An 18980-nucleotide genomic window follows, 5' to 3' on the forward strand; every position below is an offset into this window, starting at 1 on the left:
ATGGCTGAGCCTGCACTCGGATCGTTCCCACGCTCTGCGTGGGAATGCCTCAACGGACGCTCTGCGTTCGGCTTTTAAATGGGACGCGGAGCGTCCCGGGCTGCATTCCCACGCAGAGCGTGGGAACGATCAGTGCTTGCAGGTCAGACCTGGGCGGTACGCAGTTTCTCGCTGCGCCCACGCAACCATTCCAGCGTCAGCAGCAGAATCACCGAGAAGGCGATCAGCAGCGTTGCGGCAGCTGCAATGGTCGGGCTGAGGTTTTCGCGGATGCCGCTGAACATCTGCCGTGGCAAGGTCGCTTGTTCGGGGCCGGCGAGGAACAGCGTCACTACCACTTCATCGAACGAGGTCGCAAAGGCGAACAGCGCACCGGAAATCACGCCGGGAGCAATCAGCGGCAACGTCACCCGACGGAACGCCGTCAGTGGCGAAGCGCCAAGGCTCGCCGCAGCGCGCACCAGGTTTTGGTTAAACCCCTGCAACGTCGCCGACACCGTGATGATCACAAACGGCACACCCAACACCGCATGCACCACGATCAGCGAGAAGAAGCTGTTGCCCAATCCCAGCGGGGCGAAGAACAGATAACTCGCCACACCAATGATCACCACTGGCACCACCATCGGAGAAATCACCAGCGCCATCACCAGCGCCTTGCCCGGGAAGTCGCCACGGGTCAGGCCAATCGCCGCCAGCGTGCCGAAGATCATCGCCAGCACGGTCGCCGCCGGGGCGACGATGACGCTGTTCCTCAACGCGCGCATCCATTCCGCCGAGGCGAAAAAGTCGTGGTACCACTGCAACGAGAAGCCCTGCAGCGGGTACACCAGGAAACTGCCCGAGTTGAACGACAGCGGGATGATTACCAGCACCGGCAGAATAAGGAACAACAAAATCAAGCCGCAGAGAATCCGCAAGCTGTAGAACCACACCCGCTCAATGGGCGACATATAAGGACTCAGCATTTCGTTCTCCCCTTAGCTCAGGCGCAGGCGACTGGCGCCCACCAGCCAGCTGTAAATCAGATAAAGCACCACGGTCGCCAACAGCAGCAGCCCACCGAGTGCGGTCGCCATGCCCCAGTTGATGCTGGTGTTGGTGTAGAAGGCGACGAAGTAACTGACCATCTGATCGTTCGGGCTGCCCAGCAAGGCCGGGGTGATGTAGTAGCCGATGGCGAGGATGAACACCAACAGGCAACCGGCGCCGACACCGGCATAGGTCTGCGGGAAGTACACCCGCCAGAAACTGGCGAACGGGTGGCAGCCGAGGGAAATCGCGGCGCGCATGTAGGTTGGCGAAATGCCTTTCATCACGCTGTAGATCGGCAGAATCATGAACGGCAGCAGGATGTGCACCATGGAGATGTAAACCCCGGTGCGGTTGAACACCAGCTCCAGCGGTTTATCGATGATGCCCATGGCCATCAGACCGCTGTTGATCAGTCCGCCCGATTGCAGCAGCACGATCCACGCGGCGACCCGCACCAGGATCGAGGTCCAGAACGGCAGCAGCACCAGAATCATCAGCAGGTTGCTTTGCCGCGATGGCAGGTTCGCCAGCAGGTAGGCCAACGGATACGCCAGCACCAGGCAGATCACGGTGATGATCAGCCCCATCCAGAAGGTGCGGGCGAAGATGTCGAGGTAGATCGCCTGATCGGGCGTGGCCGGGGCGATTTCGCCGAGGTCGTCGATCCGGTGATCGACCGCCGCCAGTAAGTAATAAGGCGTGATGCTGCTGGTGTTGCGGCGCACGGCTTGCCAGTAGGCCGGGTCGCCCCAGCGCTCGTCGAGACCTTCCAGCGCTTCTTTATAGGAGGCCGGTTCGGTGGCGAACGGTAAAGCACGTGCAGTTTTGGTCAGCAGGCTGCGGTAGCCGGCCAACTCCATGTTCAAGCGCTTGGACAGGTCGCCCAAGGTCTGATTCTTGCGGGCCTCAGCGAGGTCTTCGCTGGCCGCCTTGTAAACCGGTTCAGCGGGCAGGCCTCGGCCATCCCAACTGGCGATGGCCGCCACGGTGCGTGGCATGCCGCCGACGACTTCCGGGTTACCGACGCTTTTGTAGAGCAGCGCCACGATGGGCACCAGAAACACCAGCAACAGAAACAACACCAATGGCGCGATCAAGGCTTGTGCTTTCCAGCGGTTGATCCGCTCGGCGTGCTTGAGCCGCTGCTTCAAGGTGGGGTCAGTGCCCGCGTTCAGGGGAATGGCGGTGGCCATGGCGTACTCCGGAAATCTTTGATCGTTACAAAGGAAGGCAAGCCACCTCTGTTCTTGATAACTACACATCACCCCTGTAGGAGCGAGGCTTGCCCGCGAAGACGGTGTGTCAGTCAACATCGATGTTGAATGTACCGACGCCTTCGCGGGCAAGCCTCGCTCCTACAGGAGTGGATAAGCCCACGGGGTGGTCTTATTTTGCAGCCCAGGAATTGAAGCGCTGTTCCAGTTGCTCGCCGTTGTCAGCCCAGAAGCTGACGTCGATCTGCACCTGGTTGGCGATGTTTTCCGGGGTGGTCGGCATGTCTTTCAGGACATCCTTGGCCAGCAACGGTACGGCCTGGATGTTGGCCGGCCCGTAGGCGATGTTTTCCGAGTAAGTCTTCTGCTGCTGCGGCTGCACCGAGAACGCGATGAATTTCTTCGCCGCTTCAGCCCGTGCCTTGTCCAGACCCTTTGGAATGGCCCATGCGTCGAAGTCGTAGATGCCGCCGTTCCACACGACTTTCAGGTTGCTTTCTTTCTGCACGGCAGCGATCCGGCCGTTGTAGGCCGAGCTCATGACCACGTCACCGGAAGCGAGGTACTGCGGCGGTTGCGCGCCGGCTTCCCACCACTGGATGCTTGGCTTGAGTTCATCCAGTTTTTTGAACGCGCGATCCTGACCATCCTTGCCGGCCAGCACCTTGTAGACGTCTTTCGGCGCAACGCCGTCGGCCATCAGAGCGAATTCGAGGGTGTACTTGGCGCCTTTACGCAGGCCACGTTTGCCCGGGAATTTCTTGGTGTCCCAGAAATCCACCCAACTGGTCGGTGCGGATGCCAGCTTGTCGGCGTTGTAGGCCAACACGGTCGACCACACGAAGAAGCCCACGCCGCACGGCTGGATGGCGCCTTTGACGTAGTCCTCGGACTTGCCGAACAACTTCGGATCAAGCTGCTCGAACATGTCTTCGTCGCAACCACGGGACAGTTCTGGCGATTCAACTTCCACCAGGTCCCAGGACACGCTCTTGGTGTCGACCATGGCTTTGACCTTGGCCATCTCGCCGTTGTACTCGCCCGCCACGATCTTGCCGTTGCCTGCCGCTTCCCACGGTGCGTAGAAGGCTTTGACCTGCGCTGCCTTGTTCGCCCCGCCAAAGGACACCACGGTCAGGTCCGGGCCCGCCGCCATTGCGTGTGCCGCGCCGATCATGCCCATGACCAAAGCGGTGAATTTCAGGGATCTCAACATTTATTGTTCTCTCCACGTGCAGGGTTGGTGTTGGTGTAGCAGGGGGCGATCAGTTCGCCTCTAGAAGTGGGTCGAGCGCGCGAACGTGTTCGACCTGCCAGCCAATCGGTACCACGTCGCCGACGGCCAGCGCGGGATCGAGCTCGGCAATCGGTTGTTTCACAAAGAAATCGGTCTTGCCGCAGACTTCCAGGCGAACCCGGACGTGGTCGCCCAGATAGATGAATTCCGCCACCCTCCCCGAGAAGCGATTGACGCAGGACTCGCTGGAACCATTGAGGCTCACGCGTTCCGGACGAATCGACAGCGTGACGGGTTCGCCGGTCTTGCCGACGTTGACGGCCAGGGCTTCAACCTTTTCACCGCGACCGAGCTCAACCACGCAGCGGTCGCCGGTGTGGCTGTGCAAGCGGCCGTTGAGACGATTGTTCTCGCCGATGAAGTTGGCGACGAAGGTATTTTTCGGTTCTTCGTAGAGGCTGCGCGGTGGAGCGATCTGCTGGATCTCGCCCTGGTGGAACACCGCCACACGGTCGGACATGGTCAGGGCTTCGCCCTGGTCGTGGGTCACGTAGACCACGGTCACGCCGAGGCGCTGGTGCAGATGCTTGATCTCCATCTGCATGTGTTCGCGCAGCTGTTTGTCCAGTGCGCCGAGGGGTTCGTCCATCAGCACCAGTTGTGGCTCGAACACCAGCGCACGGGCCAGGGCCACACGCTGCTGCTGACCGCCGGACAATTGCGCCGGGTAGCGCTGGGCGAAGGTGTCGAGCTGAACCATGCTCAATACACGCTTGACCCGATCACTGACGTCGCTCTTGTTCAAGCCACGCACGGTCAGCGGGAACGCCAGGTTCTCGGCCACCGTCATGTGCGGGAACAGCGCGTAGTTCTGGAACACCATGCCGATGTCGCGCTTGTGCGGCGGCACGTTGTTGATGGAACGCCCGGCCAGCTGGATTTCACCTGCAGTCGGGGTTTCGAAACCGGCGAGCATCATCAGGCTGGTGGTCTTGCCGGAGCCGGACGGCCCGAGCAAGGTGAGGAATTCGCCTTTGCGAATCTCCAGGTTGAGGTCTTTGACGATCAGGTTCTCGCCGTCGTAGCTTTTTTGCACTCCACGAAAGCTGACCAGAATATCGCTGGCCCCTGCGTTTGAATCGACCTGGCTCATACCCACACCTTTGTTGTGATGACTGCTGTGGACTAAGCCTAGTGGACACTGCCGACCACGCAAATCGGGGCGCAGGAGAGAATGGCCTCAGCCGGATGGAAGGTTGGGGGTAGGGATTGCCCTACAAGGATGGCGCGTTTTGACCAACACAGCGTCAAACGGTCAGCTGCAAGCCACAAGTAAAGGCAAAAGCGATTCGCAGGGATGTCGCAAATGGATATGCACCGCCCATCCCTGTAGGAGCGAGGCTTGCCCGCGAAGCTTTTGGCGTCAGTGAAATCGCCTTCGCGGGCAAGCCTCGCTCCTACAGGGAATGCATGCGATTTTTATAGGAGTTTGTGCTCCATGGCGTACTTCACCAGCTCCGCCAGGGAGGTGATGTTGAGTTTCTGCATCAGCCGCGCCTTGTGGGTGCTGATGGTTTTGCTGCTCAGGGCCAGTTGCTGGGCGATGTCGTTGACGTTGGCGCCCTGGGCCAGGCGTTCGAACACCGAGAACTCGCGCTCAGACAGCAACGAGTGCAGCGGACGCGAATCGGTCAGGCCGACTTCGAAGACCATGCGGTCGGCCAGGTCCGGGTCGATATAGCGCCCGCCCGCCGCGACCTTGCGGATCGCCGTCAGTAGCAGCGCCGGATCACTGTCCTTGGTCGCGTAGCCGGCGGCGCCGACCTTCAACGCGCGGGCGGCCATTTGCGCTTCGTCGTGCATCGACAACACCAGAATCGCCGGCGGATTGTTCAGCGCGCGAATCCGCGGAATCGCCTCCAGGCCGTTAACCCCGGGCATGGAAATGTCCAGCAAGACCACTTCGCAGGGAACATGGCGCAAGGTCTCGAGCAACTGTTCGCCATTGCTCGCCTCCCCCACCACCAGTAAGTCCTTGGCCAGGCCGATCAACTGCTTGATGCCTTCACGGACGATGGTGTGGTCTTCAGCTACCAGTACACGGATCACTTACTTCTCCTCATCCAACGGCACTCGCACACTCAGGGTCGTGCCTTCACCCGGTTCACTTTCAAGCGACAACTGCCCGCCCATGATCAACACTCGCTCGCGCATGCCGACTACCCCGAAGGATGTTGACCTACCGGTGGCAGGGACAAATCCTACGCCATCATCGCTGACGGTCAGACACAACTCGTCGCCTTCCAGCACCAATGTCAGTTCGACAGTATGCGCCTGGGCATGGCGCATGACATTGGTCAGCGCTTCCTGAAGGATCCGGAACAGGCCAATCGCCTTGGCATCACTGAGCACTGGCAGATTTTCCGGCACCTGCACCAGACACGGAATCTGCGTGCGCGCCTCGAATCGGCGGGCCTGCCACTCGATGGCCGAGGCGATCCCGGCGTCGAGAATCGGTGGCCGCAGCGCCGTCGCCACATCCCGTACCAGTTGGAACAGCTGAGCGATCAAGCGTTTCATACTGTTCAAACGTTCGTTCAGACCGGGGTCGAGCTGGGCGTAGGCCAGTTCGCACATGGAAGTTTCAAGCTTGAGCACGGTCAACATCTGACCCAGTTCGTCGTGAACCTCCCGGGCGATGCGGCCCTTTTCCTCTTCCCGCACGCTCTCCAGGTGAGCGGACAACTCACGCAACTGCTCGCGAGAGCTGGCCAATTCCAGTTCGATGCGTTTGCTTTCGCTGATGTCCCAGACGATCCCGTCCCAGACATAGGCGCCGTCTTCGAGTCGGCGGGTGATGGCCTTGATCTCGGCCCAGCGCTGTTCGCCCGAACGGGTGAGAATCCGCCCCTGCCACGACCAGTCGCTGTCGGTATCCAGCGCATGGTCCTGGGTTTGGTGATAACTGACTTTGTCGTCCGGGTGCACCAGGCTGCGCAGGCCTTTGTCGCGATGGGCCAGGGTGGCCGGTGAGTAACCCACCAGGCTCTCGCTCCCTTCACTGATGTAGGCAAAGTCTATTTGCCCCGTCACCGGGGCCCGTTCCAGACGAAAGACCAGCCCTGGAACGTTGGCGGCGATCCCTTGCAACCGAGCCTCGCTCTCCTGCAACGCGGCCAGGGCGCGACGACGCTCGGTGACGTCGTTGAGGTAAACCACCAGGTATTCGCCGTCGCGAAACCGCAAAAAACTCAGCGAAACATCCACCGGCAGATCGCTGCCATCCGCCCGCACGCAGTTGGTTTCGAAACTTTGCGGGCCTTCCTCGCTGGCCCGGGCGCGCTTCCACAGGTTCAGCCAGCGATCCATGTGCAAGCCGGGCTCGAAGTCGATCAGCGGCCGATCAATGATCCCGCCCGCCGGATAACCCAGCATGGTGTCGGCCGCGCGATTGGCGTAGCGCACATGGCTGTCCCAGTTGACCCAAAGGATGCCGACGGTGCTCTGGTCGATGGAAAACTGTGTGAGACGCAAGGCTTCTTCACTGGCGGCACGCAGGGCAATGTCTTCGCGCGCTGCCAGCAAACGATGCTCAAGACTGCGTTGCTGCCGCCGCTGCCAGAACACGATAGCCATGCTGCTCAACGTCAACACCACCAGCAACAAACAGAGGTTTTGCCAGAAGCCCGGGGACTCGGTCAGCCGCGGGTACTTGGGTTGCAGCCATTGGTTGTGCAGTTGCTCCAGGTCCTTGGCCGGGATCGCCCGCAACGCGCTTTCGACGATGCCAGCCAGTTCCGGCCAGTCCCGGCGCGTGGCCACCCGCAACAGTTGCGGCAGGCCGATGTCACCCACCACCGCCAGCCCGGCGAACTCCGGTTCGGCGGACAGACGTCCCAGCTGCGCTTCGTCGACCACGGCGTAGCTGGCCTGCTGACTCAATAACAGTTGCAGTGCCTGGCGTTCGATCGGTACGCCTTGAAGGTTCAAGTGCGGGTAATTACTGCGAAGATAGTCGGCGGTGGCACTGGGCATGCGCACGGCGACGCGGGTCTGGCTGTCGAGGTTTTCCAGCTCGACCACGCCAGTGCTTTTCTGGTCGCTGACCACCAGTTGCGGCACCCGCATATACGGGTCTGAAAACTGCCAGAGCCGCAGGCCAGCGGGGGTTTGGGACAACCCCGGAGCGATGTCGATTTCACCTTCGCGCGCGGCAGTTTCCAGTTGCGCCAGGTCGGGGAAATTACGCCAGCTCAGCTCGACCTTGAGGGACTTGGCCAGCCATTTCATCAGCTCGACGTTAACCCCGGACAGGCGCTGCAAGCGGCGATCGTATTGGGCGTAGGGCACTTGCAACACCAGCCCGACGCGCAACTCTCCATGCTGCGCCAGCCATTGCTGCTGGTCCGCGGACAATGGCGCGACGTGCCCCGGTGGCGCGGGAGCCGCCCAGCCCATCAAGGGAAACCACAAACAGCCGATAACCCACAGGCAGCGAAAACGCATCATCGAAATCTCACACACTGACAAATACTGACCAACCCATTAGGCTGCCGGAATAACTTCTGGCCTGGAATATCCGATGCCCCCTGTTTACCGCCTGGCATTGCCAGCATTGTGCCTGTCGCTGCTCCTGCCTTGCGCCTTTTCCGTCGCGGCCGCCGACCCGGCACCCGCCGCGACACAACTCGCCGAAGCAAAACCGGTCGAGCGCCAGCCGCTGCTTGAGCGTAGTCAGGAAGAAGCGACTGCACTTGAGCGCAAGATCCCCGCCCAGGAACAACAGCAACTGCAAGCGGGTAGCGATACGTTTCTGGCCTTGTGGAAACCAGCCAATACCGCCGAGCCCAAAGGCGCGGTGATTATCATCCCGGGTGCCGGCGAAAGCGTTGACTGGCCGCAAGCAATAGGTCCATTGCGACGTAAATTGCCGGACGCCGAGTGGAGCAGCCTGAGTATCACCTTGCCGGACGTGCAAAGCGATGCCATTGCACCACGCATCGTAGAAGTGGCACTCACGCCAAAAGCCCCCGACACTGGCAGCAAAGACTCGACCACCGCAGCGCCCATCGAACAAGCCGCGGGCGGTGAAGCGGAGGTGGCGGACAAGGTGATCGCCGAAACCACCGAGGAACAGGCCAACGCCGACGCCGAACGAATCTTCGCCCGCATCGACGCCGCCATTGCCTATGCCGAACAGCAAAGCGCTCGCCGCATTGTCGTATTGGGCCATGGCACCGGCGCTTACTGGGCCGCGCGCTACCTGAGCGAAAAGCAGCCCTCGCAAGTGGAGAAGTTTGTGATGGTCGCCGCTCAGATGCCGGTGAAAGCCAAACCAGAGTTGGCCGAACTGACACCGACCCTGAAGCTGCCCACCGCAGACATCTTCTATATGGATAAGCCGCTGGATCGCAACGCGGCGCTAGAACGTATGCAAGCCAGCAAACGTTTGAAAGCTTCGGCATTCAGCCAGGTAGCGCTCAAGGCTTTGCCCGGGAATACCAAGGCAGAGCAAGAGCAGTTGTTCCGCCGCGTGCGTGGATGGCTGAGTCCGCTAGCCGATTGACCCTCGCTGCCTGACAGGTATTACACCCCTGCCCTGCTAGCGAAAATCCCGACGCTCGCGAATTAATGTGTAGGCGCTATGCAGCTCGCGAGTCTTGTCAGTGGCTTCGCGAACCTGCGACGCCGTCGCACCGCTGCCGGCAATCTTGTCCGGGTGATGGCGACTCAGCAGGCGTCGATAAGCGCGTTTGATCTGCGCCGGCTCGCTGGTCGCCGACACGCCCAAAAGCCGCAACGCATCTTGGTAGGTGACAGCGTTGCTGACCGGCGCAAGCTTGTGCTGTTCATAATCGGCCGCCAGCGCCTGCACTTGATGCCGTGTCCAGCCCAGCCATTTGCCCCACTGCGTAATCAGCGCTCGCTCAGCACTACCGGCGCGGCCATCAGCCCAGATCATCCGCCAACAGGCGCGCAAGACGCCTTCGGCCGCATGGGGTTGAGCACTCAAGCGGCGCAGGTAACCGCGCAACCGGTCATCTCCCGACTTGCCGCGATTGAACGCGGCAATTGCCCGGCGCTGGGCCGACTCGTTCATTTCCAGCGAACGCATTTCCTGACGGGCTTGCTGGATGTGGCCCTCCACCACCCGTCCATCGCTCTTGGCCAGTCGTCCCAACAACACAAACAGCAGTTCGTCGTTGCGCAGCACCGAGCGACCACCGAGCTTTTCTCGCAAGTGCGCCCAGCTCTGCAAGTGCAAGCGCCGATCCAGCGCCTGCCCCAATAAGGCGCCAAGCATGGCCCCCGGAATGCTGGCGATGAAAAAGCCCACTCCGGCTCCAATCAGAGTCCCTGGCCACAGCATGTCAGCGTCTCGCCTCTAACAGAGTTTCGACTTCAGCCAGACGCTCGTGAGTGCCAACATCCACCCAATGTCCGTTCAAGCGTTCGCCGGTTACGTGTCCATCGGCCATGGCCTTGCGCAGCAGTGGGGCGAGTTTGAACGCCCCGGCGGAGCAACCGTCGAACAGCTGCGGGTGCAGCACCGCGATGCCGCTGTAGGTCAGGGTTGCAGTGTCCGGCAGACCGTCGTGCACTTGCCCGTCGATCAGACTGAAATCCCCGGCTAGGTGATGAGCCGGGTTGTCCGCCAGCACCAAATGCGCCAGCCCGGTGATGGGTTGGTGCAATACGCTGAAGTCATAGTCGGTCCAGATGTCACCGTTGACCACCACAAAGGCCTTGTCTCCCAACAGCGGCAACGCGCGGAAAATCCCGCCTCCGGTTTCCAGTGGCTCACCTTCCGGCGAGTACTGAATACGTACGCCGTATTGAGAGCCATCACCGAGGTAGTTTTCGATCTGCTGGCCAAGCCAGGCGTGGTTGATCACCACCTCGGTAAACCCCGCCACCGCCAAGGCTTTCAAGTGATACTCGATCAACGGTATCCCGCCAGCGCGAACCAGCGGTTTCGGTGTGGTCAGGGTCAGCGGGCGCATGCGCTCGCCCTTGCCTGCCGCCAGAATCATCGCCTTCATGCATTCGCTCCAGCACGCAGACTGGCCAGCAATACATCCAGCTCGGCCAGCTCAGGACGACGGGCGATCACTGCGTCTATATAAGCAAAAAAGCGCGGCACATCGGCCAGGTAGCGCGGTTTGCCGTCACGGTGGCAAATACGGGCGAAGATGCCGATCACTTTCAGGTGACGCTGCACGCCCATCAGGTCGCTGGCACGCAGGAAATTTTCGAAGTCAGGCTGGACCGGGATGCCAAGCGCACCCGCTTGCTGCCAATAAGCTTCCAGCCAGCCGTACACGCGCTCTTCAGGCCAGCTGAGGAACGCATCCTTGAACAGGCAGGTCACGTCGTAGGTCACCGGGCCATAGACTGCGTCCTGGAAATCCAGCACACCGGGATTCGGTTCGCTGAGCATCAGGTTGCGCGGCATGTAGTCGCGGTGCACCAGCACTTTGGGCTGGGCCAGGGCGCTGTCGATCAATAGCTCGGTCACGTTCTGCCAGAGCATTTGCTGAGCCGCGTCGAACTCGATACCCAACTCACGCTTTACGTACCACTCGGGGAACAATTCCAGCTCGCGGCGCAGCAGCGCAACGTCATAACTTGGCAGCGGTGCAACCATCGGCAGTTGCTGAAAAGCCAGCAGTGCTTGCAGGGCATCCTTGAACAAATCGTCGGCATTTTCGCTGTCGATTACGTCCAGGTAAGTCTTGTTGCCCAGGTCATTGAGCAAAAGAAAACCACGCTCGAGGTCTTCGGCATAAATTTTCGGAACATTTATTCCGGATTTCGCCAGCAAAAAAGCGATATCCACGAAGGGTTTGCAGTTTTCCTGGGGGGGTGGTGCGTCCATCACGACGAAGCTTCTGCCCTCGCCTTCCCAGCGGAAATAACGTCGAAAACTCGCATCGCTACTGGCCGCGGTCAACGTGGCCGGGGGTACGACGCCCCAACCCTGCTCTGCAAAGAGGGCAGCCAATTGTTCATCGAGCCAAACTTTCAGGTGTTGCAAACGTACATCTTGGTCAGGCATTGCAAGGGTCTCCGACGGCGCTAGCCGTCAAGCGGGTCATGCTTTATTATCCAGCATCTTTTTCAGACCATCGAGAGGCGTGCGGCCCACACCGCGGGCAGATGGCACGCAGGAAGCCCGGACTAATAAGATGGCATTGAAATCCCCCGCGTTTCGTAAAAAATTTCCGTTGTTGGTTACCGGCAGTCTGCTGGCCCTGCAACCTCTAGCCACTTCGTTCGTGGTCGCCGCGGAACAGTATGACTGCTCAGTCTCTGCTTCGGGTGCCTGGAACTGTGCGCCAAAATCTCCAGCAGCTGCGCTGCCACCGCGTCCCGTCCATGACGGCAGTGCGGCGGTAAGCGCGAGCGGCGAGACTCCGGCCGACAGCGGTTCCAGTCAAGACACCAGCGCCAAGCCTGCGCTAGTGACCGAGTCCAAGGGCCGCGGCCTGAAGTCGCGTAGCGAAGACTACAGCCACCTCGACTGGGTTCCGCGCGAGAAACTCACTGCAGCGCAATTGGCCGAAACCGGTCCTTACTGCTCTGGTTCCTATATCGAACCGATTCGTCCTGGCATGAATGACAAGACGAGTAAAAGTGACGCTCCGACCTTTCTCGGCGCCAAAGCCTCTCGCTATAAGCAGGATGAGCAGGTCGCGACCCTGGCCGGTGACGTGGTCATGCGTCAGGGCAGCATGCAGGTCGAAGCCGACGAAGCGAACCTCTACCAGGCCGAGAGCCGTGGCGAACTGAGCGGCAACGTCCGTGTTCGCGACAACGGCGCACTGATCGTGGGCGACCACGCCGACGTGCAACTCGACACCGGTGAAGCCAAGGTCGACAACGCCGAATACGTCCTGCACAAATCCCGTATCCGCGGCAGCGCGCTGTACGCCAAGCGTGCCGAGAACGCGATCATCCGTCTCAAGGATGGTACGTACACCACGTGCGAACCGGACAGTAACGCCTGGCAACTCAAGGGCAACAACATCACCTTGAACCCGGCCACCGGTTTCGGTACCGCGACCAACGTGACGCTGCGGGTCAAGGACATTCCGGTTCTGTACACGCCGTACATCTATTTCCCGATCGATGACCGTCGCCAGTCCGGCTTCCTGCCGCCGACTATCGGCACCGGCAGCGATACCGGCTTCCTGCTGGTCACACCGTATTACTTCAACCTGGCACCGAACTACGACGCCACGTTGTACCCGCGTTACATGAGTAAGCACGGCTTGTTGATGGAAGGCGAATTCCGTTACCTGACCCCGTCCAGCGAAGGTCAGCTCGGCGCCGCGTACCTCAACGACGAAGACACCGATCGTAGTGGTCAGACCGATTACCAAAAAAATCGCTACATGTACAACTGGCAGCACAAGGGTGGTCTCGACTCGCGCGTTCTGACTCAAGTCGATTACACCAAGATCAGCGATCCGTATTACTTCCAGGATCTGCAAACCGACCAGATCGGGGTTAAAAGCTCCGATTATGTGAACCAGCAGGGTTCTGTCACCTATCGTGGCGACAGCTACACCGCTCGCGTGAACGCCCAGGCTTATCAGCTCGCGACCGTTTCGGACATTACGCCGTACGACCGCTTGCCGCAGATCACTTTCAATGGTCAGTTGCCGACCCACCCTGGCGGCTTGGACTTCGACTACGAGACAGAAGTCGTACGGTTTGATCGTGACTTGAAGGACGGTAACTTCGTAAACGAAGACGACACCGTCGAGCCGCGTCTTGATAATAACGTGACGGGATTGGCACGGGCCAACGGCGACCGTTTGAATCTCAAACCGGGTGTCAGCCTGCCGCTGGACTGGACTTACGGCTACCTGAAGCCATCGCTCAAGTACCAATACACCCAGTACCAACTGGATCTGGACGGTACCGGCAAAAGCCAGATTGCCGCGCAAACTGCGGAACAGCAAAAGCTCAACGGCACCTTCAGCAGCAACCAGAACCGAGGTGTGCCGATTGCAAGCATCGACAGCGGCCTGTACTTCGATCGCAACACCCAATGGTTCGGCAAGAATTATCGCCAGACCCTCGAACCGCGCCTGTTCTACCTGTACGTACCTGAAACGGATCAGGAAGACATTCCAGTATTCGACACCAGTGAATACACCTTCAACTACGCGTCGTTGTTCCGCGACAACCGCTTCTCCGGCTCCGACCGCGTCGGTGACGAGAACAAGCTGTCTCTGGGCGTAACCAACCGCTGGATCGAAGACAATGGCTTTGAACGTCAACGCATCAGCGTTGGCCAGGCCATGTACTTCAAGGATCGCGAAGTTCAGTTGCCGGGTATTGATGCAAAAACCCGCCAGGATGCGCAGGCTAATGTCTCGCCCTATGCGCTGGAATACGAATATCGCTGGAACCGCGATTGGCGCACCACGGCCGATTACAACTGGGACCCGGACAGCCGCAGCCCTCGCTCGGGCAGCGCGATGTTCCACTACCAGCCTGAAGACAACCCGAACAAGGTCATCAACGCTGGCTATCGCTATCGCAATGATCAGGTCCGTTACGACCAGAACACCGGTAAGTGGCAAGTGGGTGGTGGTGACTACGGCACCCCAGGCCAACCTGGCTACGTGAAGGACTACTACAAGATTCAGCAGCACGACTTCTCGGTGATCTGGCCGATCGTGCCGCAATGGAACGCCATCAGCCGCTGGCAGTATGACTACAACCGCAACCGTACCCTGGAAGCCTTCGGTGGCTTCGAGTACGACAACTGCTGCTGGAAACTGCGCCTGATCAACCGTTACTGGGTTTCGTATGACGAGTTCAGTCAGAACGCCCCGGAAAACGAAAAAGGCGACCACGGCATTTTCCTACAAATTGTTCTGAAGGGACTCGGCGGCCTCACCGGCGCCAAAGTAGAGAGCTTCCTCGACAAAGGCATCCAAGGTTATCGTGAACGTGAAGACCAAGCTTTCTGATTGTCTGCGCCCGCTGATGCTGGGCGCGCTGTTCCTGGGTACCGCGGCGAACGCCGCGGTACAGTCCATCGATAAAGTGGTGGCCATTGTCGACAACGACGTGGTCATGCAGAGCCAACTGGACCAACGCGTCCATGAAGTTCAGCAAACCATCGCCAAGCGCGGTTCAGCCGTGCCGCCGGCCGGCGTGCTGGACCAGCAGGTGCTTGAGCGCCTGATCGTCGAAAACCTGCAACTGCAGATCGGCGAACGTTCCGGTATCCGCATTACCGATGAAGAACTGAACCAGGCTGTCGGCACCATTGCCCAGCGCAACAACATGTCCGTGGATCAGTTCCGCGCCGCCCTGACTCGCGATGGCCTGTCTTATGAAGACGCCCGCGACCAGATTCGCCGCGAGATGGTCATCAGCCGTGTGCGTCAGCGTCGTGTGGCCGAGCGCATCCAGGTTTCCGAACAGGAAGTGAAGAACTTCCTCGCTTCCGACCTTGGCAAAATGCAGTTATCCGAAGAGTTCCGTCTGGCCAACATCCTGATTCCAACGCCGGAAAGCGCCAACTCCGACGCTATTCAGAATGCGGCCAAACAAGCCGACGCGGCTTACCAGCAGCTCAAGCAAGGCGCTGACTTCGGTCAGTTGGCAATCGCCAAATCCGCCAGCGAAACCGCACTGGAAGGTGGCGACATGGGCTGGCGTAAAGCCGGTCAACTGCCACCGCCGTTCGATCGCATGCTGAGCACCATGACTGTCGGCGACATCACTCAACCGATGCGCACCCCGGGCGGCTTCATCATCCTGAAGATCCTCGACAAGCGTGGCGGCGAGACCCAGGTGCGTGACGAAGTGCACGTGCGTCATATCCTGGTCAAACCGAGCCCGATCCGCGACGAGGCTAAAACCAAGGCGTTGGCTGAGTCGCTCTATACCCGTATCAAAGCGGGCGAAGATTTCGGCGAACTGGCGAAAAGCTTTTCGGAAGATCCGGGTTCCGCCCTCAACGGCGGCGACCTGAACTGGATCGACCCGAATGCATTGGTGCCTGAATTCCGCGAAGTGATGGCCAAGACCCCGCAAGGTCAGCTGTCCAAGCCATTCCAGACCCAATACGGTTGGCACGTTCTGGAAGTCCTTGGCCGTCGCGCCACTGACAGCACCACCCAGGCCCGTGAGCAACAAGCGATGACCGTACTGCGTAACCGCAAATACGACGAAGAGCTGCAAACCTGGCTGCGTCAGATCCGTGATGAAGCGTACGTAGAGATCAAACTCCCTGGTGCAAACCAGGCAGCGCAGTGAAACCCAAGCGTTTCGCGCTGACACCCGGCGAGCCGGCCGGCATAGGTCCTGACCTGTGCCTGCTGCTCGCCTCGCAAGCCCAGCCACACCCCCTGATTGCCATTACCAGCCGCGACCTGCTCCTAGAGAGGGCCGCGCAACTGGGCGTGGTTGTCGATTTGTTGCCGGTCACCCCGGACAGCTGGCCGGATGTACCTGCGCCGGCCAACAGTCTGTATGTCTGGGATACACCGCTCAACGCCAAGGTTACCGCCGGGCAACTGGACAAGGCCAACGCGGCTTTCGTCCTGGAAACCCTGACCCGAGCTGGCCAAGGCTGCCTGGACGGGCATTTTGCCGGCATGATCACGGCCCCTGTGCACAAGGGCGTGATCAATGAATCCGGGATCGCCTTTTCCGGGCACACAGAATTTCTCGCCGACCTGACCCATACCGCACAAGTGGTGATGATGCTCGCCACTCGCGGATTGCGCGTGGCGTTGGTCACCACTCACCTGCCTCTTCGCGAGATTGCCGATGCGATCACGCCGGAGCGACTGGAACGGGTCACGCGAATTCTGCACACCGATCTACAAGAAAAATTCGGCATCGCCCAGCCGCGCATCCTCGTGTGTGGGCTCAACCCCCATGCCGGCGAAGGCGGACACCTGGGCCATGAAGAAATCGACATTATCGAACCTACATTAGAGCGCCTGCGCGGCGAAGGAATGGACCTTCGCGGCCCCCTGCCCGCCGACACTCTGTTTACCCCCAAATATCTGGAGCACTGCGACGCGGTGCTGGCGATGTACCACGACCAGGGCCTGCCGGTGCTGAAGTACAAAGGCTTCGGCGCAGCAGTCAACGTGACCCTCGGCTTGCCGATCATCCGCACATCGGTCGACCACGGCACTGCCCTGGACCTGGCCGGCAGCGGCAAAATCGACACTGGCAGCCTGCAAGTCGCCCTGGAAACCGCTTACCAGATGGCCGAGACCCGTTTATGACCGAGCATTACCAACACAAGGCGCGCAAACGCTTTGGCCAGAACTTCCTGCACGATGCCGGCGTTATCGACCGCATCCTGCGCGCCATCCGCGCCAAACCCGAAGACCGCCTGCTGGAAATCGGCCCGGGCCAGGGCGCACTGACTCAAGGCCTGCTCAACAGCGGCGCGCAGTTGGACGTGGTGGAGCTGGACAAGGACCTGATACCAATCCTCAACCAGCAGTTCGCCGGCAAGGACAACTTCAACCTGCACCAAGGCGACGCGCTGAAGTTCGACTTCAACAGCCTGAATGCCGCGCCGAACAGCCTGCGTGTGGTCGGCAACCTGCCGTACAACATCTCCACGCCACTGATTTTCCACCTGCTAAACAACGCCGGCATCATTCGCGACATGCACTTCATGCTGCAAAAGGAAGTGGTCGAGCGTCTGGCGGCAGGCCCTGGTGGCGGTGACTGGGGTCGTCTGTCGATCATGGTTCAGTACCACTGCCGGGTCGAGCATCTGTTCAACGTCGGCCCGGGCGCGTTCAATCCGCCGCCGAAAGTCGACTCGGCCATCGTGCGCCTGGTACCCCACGCGGTACTGCCGCACCCGGCCAAGGATCACAAGTTGCTGGAGCGCGTTGTGCGCGAAGCCTTCAACCAGCGCCGCAAGACCCTGCGCAACACCCTCAAATTGCTGTTGAGCAACGATGAGATCGAAGCCGCCGGCGTCGATGGCAGCCTGCGCCCCGAGCAACTTGATCTGGCCGCTTTCGTGCGTCTGGCTGACAAGCTCAGCGAACAAGTCCTACAAAGGCCTGCTGATATCTGACAGGCCGGAAGCGTTATCGGGTAGGACACCGGCCGTCATGTCTGGTTTACTACCCGATACTTGGCCTAGACTGAGTTCCATCAGCTACGCCCCGCGTTCCGCTTCGATTTTAAGGCCTCTTGCATGTCCGATCCTCGTTATCAGGTCGACGTCAGCGTCGTCACCCGCTATCTGGCAGAACAATCGCAACCCGAGCAAAACCGCTTTGCCTTCGCCTACACCATCACCGTGCACAACAATGGCGAGCTACCGGCCAAACTGTTGTCGCGGCACTGGGTAATCACCGACGGTGACGGGCATGTCGAAGAGGTTCGCGGTGCCGGCGTTGTTGGCCAGCAGCCGTTGATCGACGCGGGCGAAAGCCACACCTACAGCAGCGGCACCGTCATGACCTCCAAGGTCGGCACGATGCAGGGCACTTATGAAATGGTTGCCGACGACGGCAAACACTTCGACGCCATCATTGCCCCATTCCGTCTGGCGGTGCCCGGAGCCCTGCACTGATGGCAACGTACGCCGTCGGCGATCTGCAAGGCTGTCTTCAAGCATTGCAATGCCTGCTCAAGCAAGTCGCCTTCGACCCGACACGGGATCGTCTGTGGCTGGTCGGCGATCTGGTCAACCGTGGCCCGCAGTCCTTGGACACCTTGCGCTTCCTCTATAGCATCCGCGAATCGCTGGTGTGCGTGCTCGGCAACCATGACCTGCATTTACTGGCCGCCGGGAAAAACATCGAACGCTTGAAGAAGTCCGACACCCTGCTCGAGATTCTCGCAGCGCCCGATTGCGCGGAACTGCTGGAGTGGCTGCGTCAGCAAAAGCTCATGCACTACGACGAACAGCGTGATGTCGCCCTGGTACATGCTGGCATTCCGCCCCAGTGGTCGCTGCGCAAGGCCTTGAAGTGTGCCGCCGAAGTCGAGACCGCATTGCGCGATGACAACCTGTTGCCGCCCTACCTCGATGGTATGTACGGCAACGATCCGGCGAAATGGGACAACGACCTCAAAGGCGTGACACGCCTGCGGGTGATCACCAACTATTTCACCCGCATGCGGTTTTGCACCGCCGAGGGCAAGCTTGACCTCAAAAGCAAGGAAGGTCTCGACAATGCCCCACCGGGTTACAAACCCTGGTTCCAGCACAAGGAACGCAAGACCAAGGGCCTGAAGATCATCTTCGGCCACTGGGCCGCGCTGGAAGGCCGGTGCAACGAACCGGGCATTTCGGCCCTCGATACCGGCTGTGTCTGGGGTGGCGCCCTGTCCCTGATGAATGTCGACAGCGGTGAACGGCTGTCTTGCAAATGCGACGAGCACGGCCTTGCCCTGCCGCCAGTCGCCCCACTTAGTCCCGAACCCTCGTCAGCCAGCGCCCCGCGCTAGACTGCGCTTTCAGCCGTGCC

At 60.2% G+C, this 18980-nt stretch carries 16 protein-coding genes; 7 read left to right on the forward strand and 9 right to left on the reverse strand.

Features of this window, described 5'->3' with window-relative positions; genetic code table 11:
* Positions 1–143: 143 nt before the first annotated feature.
* The 6 genes from ACYZT3_RS26810 to ACYZT3_RS26835 all read right to left on the reverse strand — a co-directional run bounded on the left by ACYZT3_RS26810 (position 144) and on the right by ACYZT3_RS26835 (position 7995).
* The gene (locus tag ACYZT3_RS26810) at positions 144–968 is read right to left on the reverse strand and encodes an ABC transporter permease (protein ID WP_282381946.1); all 825 of its coding nucleotides are present in this window, start codon (positions 966–968) and stop codon (positions 144–146) included.
* Between the two features lie 12 nt (positions 969–980).
* Positions 981–2228 (reverse strand): ABC transporter permease, encoded by a 1248-nt coding sequence (locus ACYZT3_RS26815; RefSeq protein WP_282381944.1) that lies wholly within the window; start codon positions 2226–2228, stop codon positions 981–983.
* A gap of 193 nt (positions 2229–2421) precedes the next feature.
* Positions 2422–3465, reverse strand: a complete 1044-nt coding sequence (locus ACYZT3_RS26820) for an ABC transporter substrate-binding protein (protein WP_282381942.1) — start codon at positions 3463–3465, stop codon at positions 2422–2424.
* Positions 3466–3514: 49 nt separating this feature from the next.
* Positions 3515–4639, reverse strand: coding sequence for an ABC transporter ATP-binding protein (locus ACYZT3_RS26825; protein WP_282381940.1), 1125 nt, complete (start codon positions 4637–4639; stop codon positions 3515–3517).
* Positions 4640–4965: 326 nt separating this feature from the next.
* Complete coding sequence (locus ACYZT3_RS26830; RefSeq protein ID WP_003210977.1) at positions 4966–5595, reverse strand: response regulator; 630 nt, start codon at positions 5593–5595, stop codon at positions 4966–4968.
* Positions 5596–7995 carry a PAS domain-containing sensor histidine kinase gene (locus tag ACYZT3_RS26835; RefSeq protein ID WP_282381936.1) on the reverse strand — a complete coding sequence of 800 codons (2400 nt, stop codon included), beginning with the start codon at positions 7993–7995 and terminating at the stop codon, positions 5596–5598.
* A gap of 73 nt (positions 7996–8068) precedes the next feature.
* Between ACYZT3_RS26835 and ACYZT3_RS26840 the strand changes: the two genes are divergently transcribed.
* The gene (locus tag ACYZT3_RS26840; RefSeq protein ID WP_462031090.1) at positions 8069–9052 is read left to right on the forward strand and encodes an alpha/beta hydrolase family protein; all 984 of its coding nucleotides are present in this window, start codon (positions 8069–8071) and stop codon (positions 9050–9052) included.
* A 36-nt stretch (positions 9053–9088) separates the two neighbouring features.
* On the opposite strand, the gene ACYZT3_RS26845 is transcribed toward ACYZT3_RS26840, so the two are convergent.
* The 3 genes from ACYZT3_RS26845 to ACYZT3_RS26855 are packed head-to-tail and all read right to left on the reverse strand — an operon-like array spanning position 9089 to position 11545.
* Positions 9089–9856 carry a TerB family tellurite resistance protein gene (locus tag ACYZT3_RS26845; RefSeq protein ID WP_282381928.1) on the reverse strand — a complete coding sequence of 256 codons (768 nt, stop codon included), beginning with the start codon at positions 9854–9856 and terminating at the stop codon, positions 9089–9091.
* Position 9857: 1 nt separating this feature from the next.
* Entirely contained in the window at positions 9858–10529 is a 672-nt protein-coding gene (gene murU, locus ACYZT3_RS26850; RefSeq protein WP_282381925.1) for an N-acetylmuramate alpha-1-phosphate uridylyltransferase MurU, read from the reverse strand.
* Entirely contained in the window at positions 10526–11545 is a 1020-nt protein-coding gene (locus ACYZT3_RS26855; RefSeq protein ID WP_282381922.1) for an aminoglycoside phosphotransferase family protein, read from the reverse strand. The genes murU and ACYZT3_RS26855 overlap by 4 nt, the downstream gene beginning before the upstream one ends.
* 130 nt (positions 11546–11675) lie before the next feature.
* Here ACYZT3_RS26855 and ACYZT3_RS26860 point away from each other — a divergent pair, with 130 nt between their 5' ends.
* The 6 genes from ACYZT3_RS26860 (at position 11676) to ACYZT3_RS26885 (ending at position 18960) form a co-directional block, all read left to right on the forward strand.
* Positions 11676–14477, forward strand: a complete 2802-nt coding sequence (locus tag ACYZT3_RS26860) for an LPS-assembly protein LptD (RefSeq protein WP_462031091.1) — start codon at positions 11676–11678, stop codon at positions 14475–14477.
* A complete protein-coding gene (gene surA / locus ACYZT3_RS26865; RefSeq protein ID WP_462031092.1) occupies positions 14458–15774 on the forward strand; it encodes a peptidylprolyl isomerase SurA in 1317 nt (438 codons plus the stop codon). The genes ACYZT3_RS26860 and surA overlap by 20 nt, the downstream gene beginning before the upstream one ends.
* Entirely contained in the window at positions 15771–16760 is a 990-nt protein-coding gene (pdxA, locus tag ACYZT3_RS26870; protein WP_282381913.1) for a 4-hydroxythreonine-4-phosphate dehydrogenase PdxA, read from the forward strand. The genes surA and pdxA overlap by 4 nt, the downstream gene beginning before the upstream one ends.
* On the forward strand, positions 16757–17575 hold the full coding sequence (gene rsmA, locus ACYZT3_RS26875; RefSeq protein ID WP_462031093.1) for a 16S rRNA (adenine(1518)-N(6)/adenine(1519)-N(6))-dimethyltransferase RsmA: 819 nt from the start codon (positions 16757–16759) through the stop codon (positions 17573–17575). The genes pdxA and rsmA overlap by 4 nt, the downstream gene beginning before the upstream one ends.
* A 123-nt stretch (positions 17576–17698) precedes the next feature.
* The gene (apaG, locus tag ACYZT3_RS26880; protein WP_123368659.1) at positions 17699–18079 is read left to right on the forward strand and encodes a Co2+/Mg2+ efflux protein ApaG; all 381 of its coding nucleotides are present in this window, start codon (positions 17699–17701) and stop codon (positions 18077–18079) included.
* Positions 18079–18960: a symmetrical bis(5'-nucleosyl)-tetraphosphatase gene (locus ACYZT3_RS26885; RefSeq protein WP_282381895.1), complete on the forward strand. Its 882-nt coding sequence runs from the start codon at positions 18079–18081 to the stop codon at positions 18958–18960. The genes apaG and ACYZT3_RS26885 overlap by 1 nt, the downstream gene beginning before the upstream one ends.
* Positions 18961–18980 lie beyond the last annotated feature (20 nt).

The sequence above is a fragment of the Pseudomonas sp. MDT1-16 genome, from assembly GCF_054898115.1.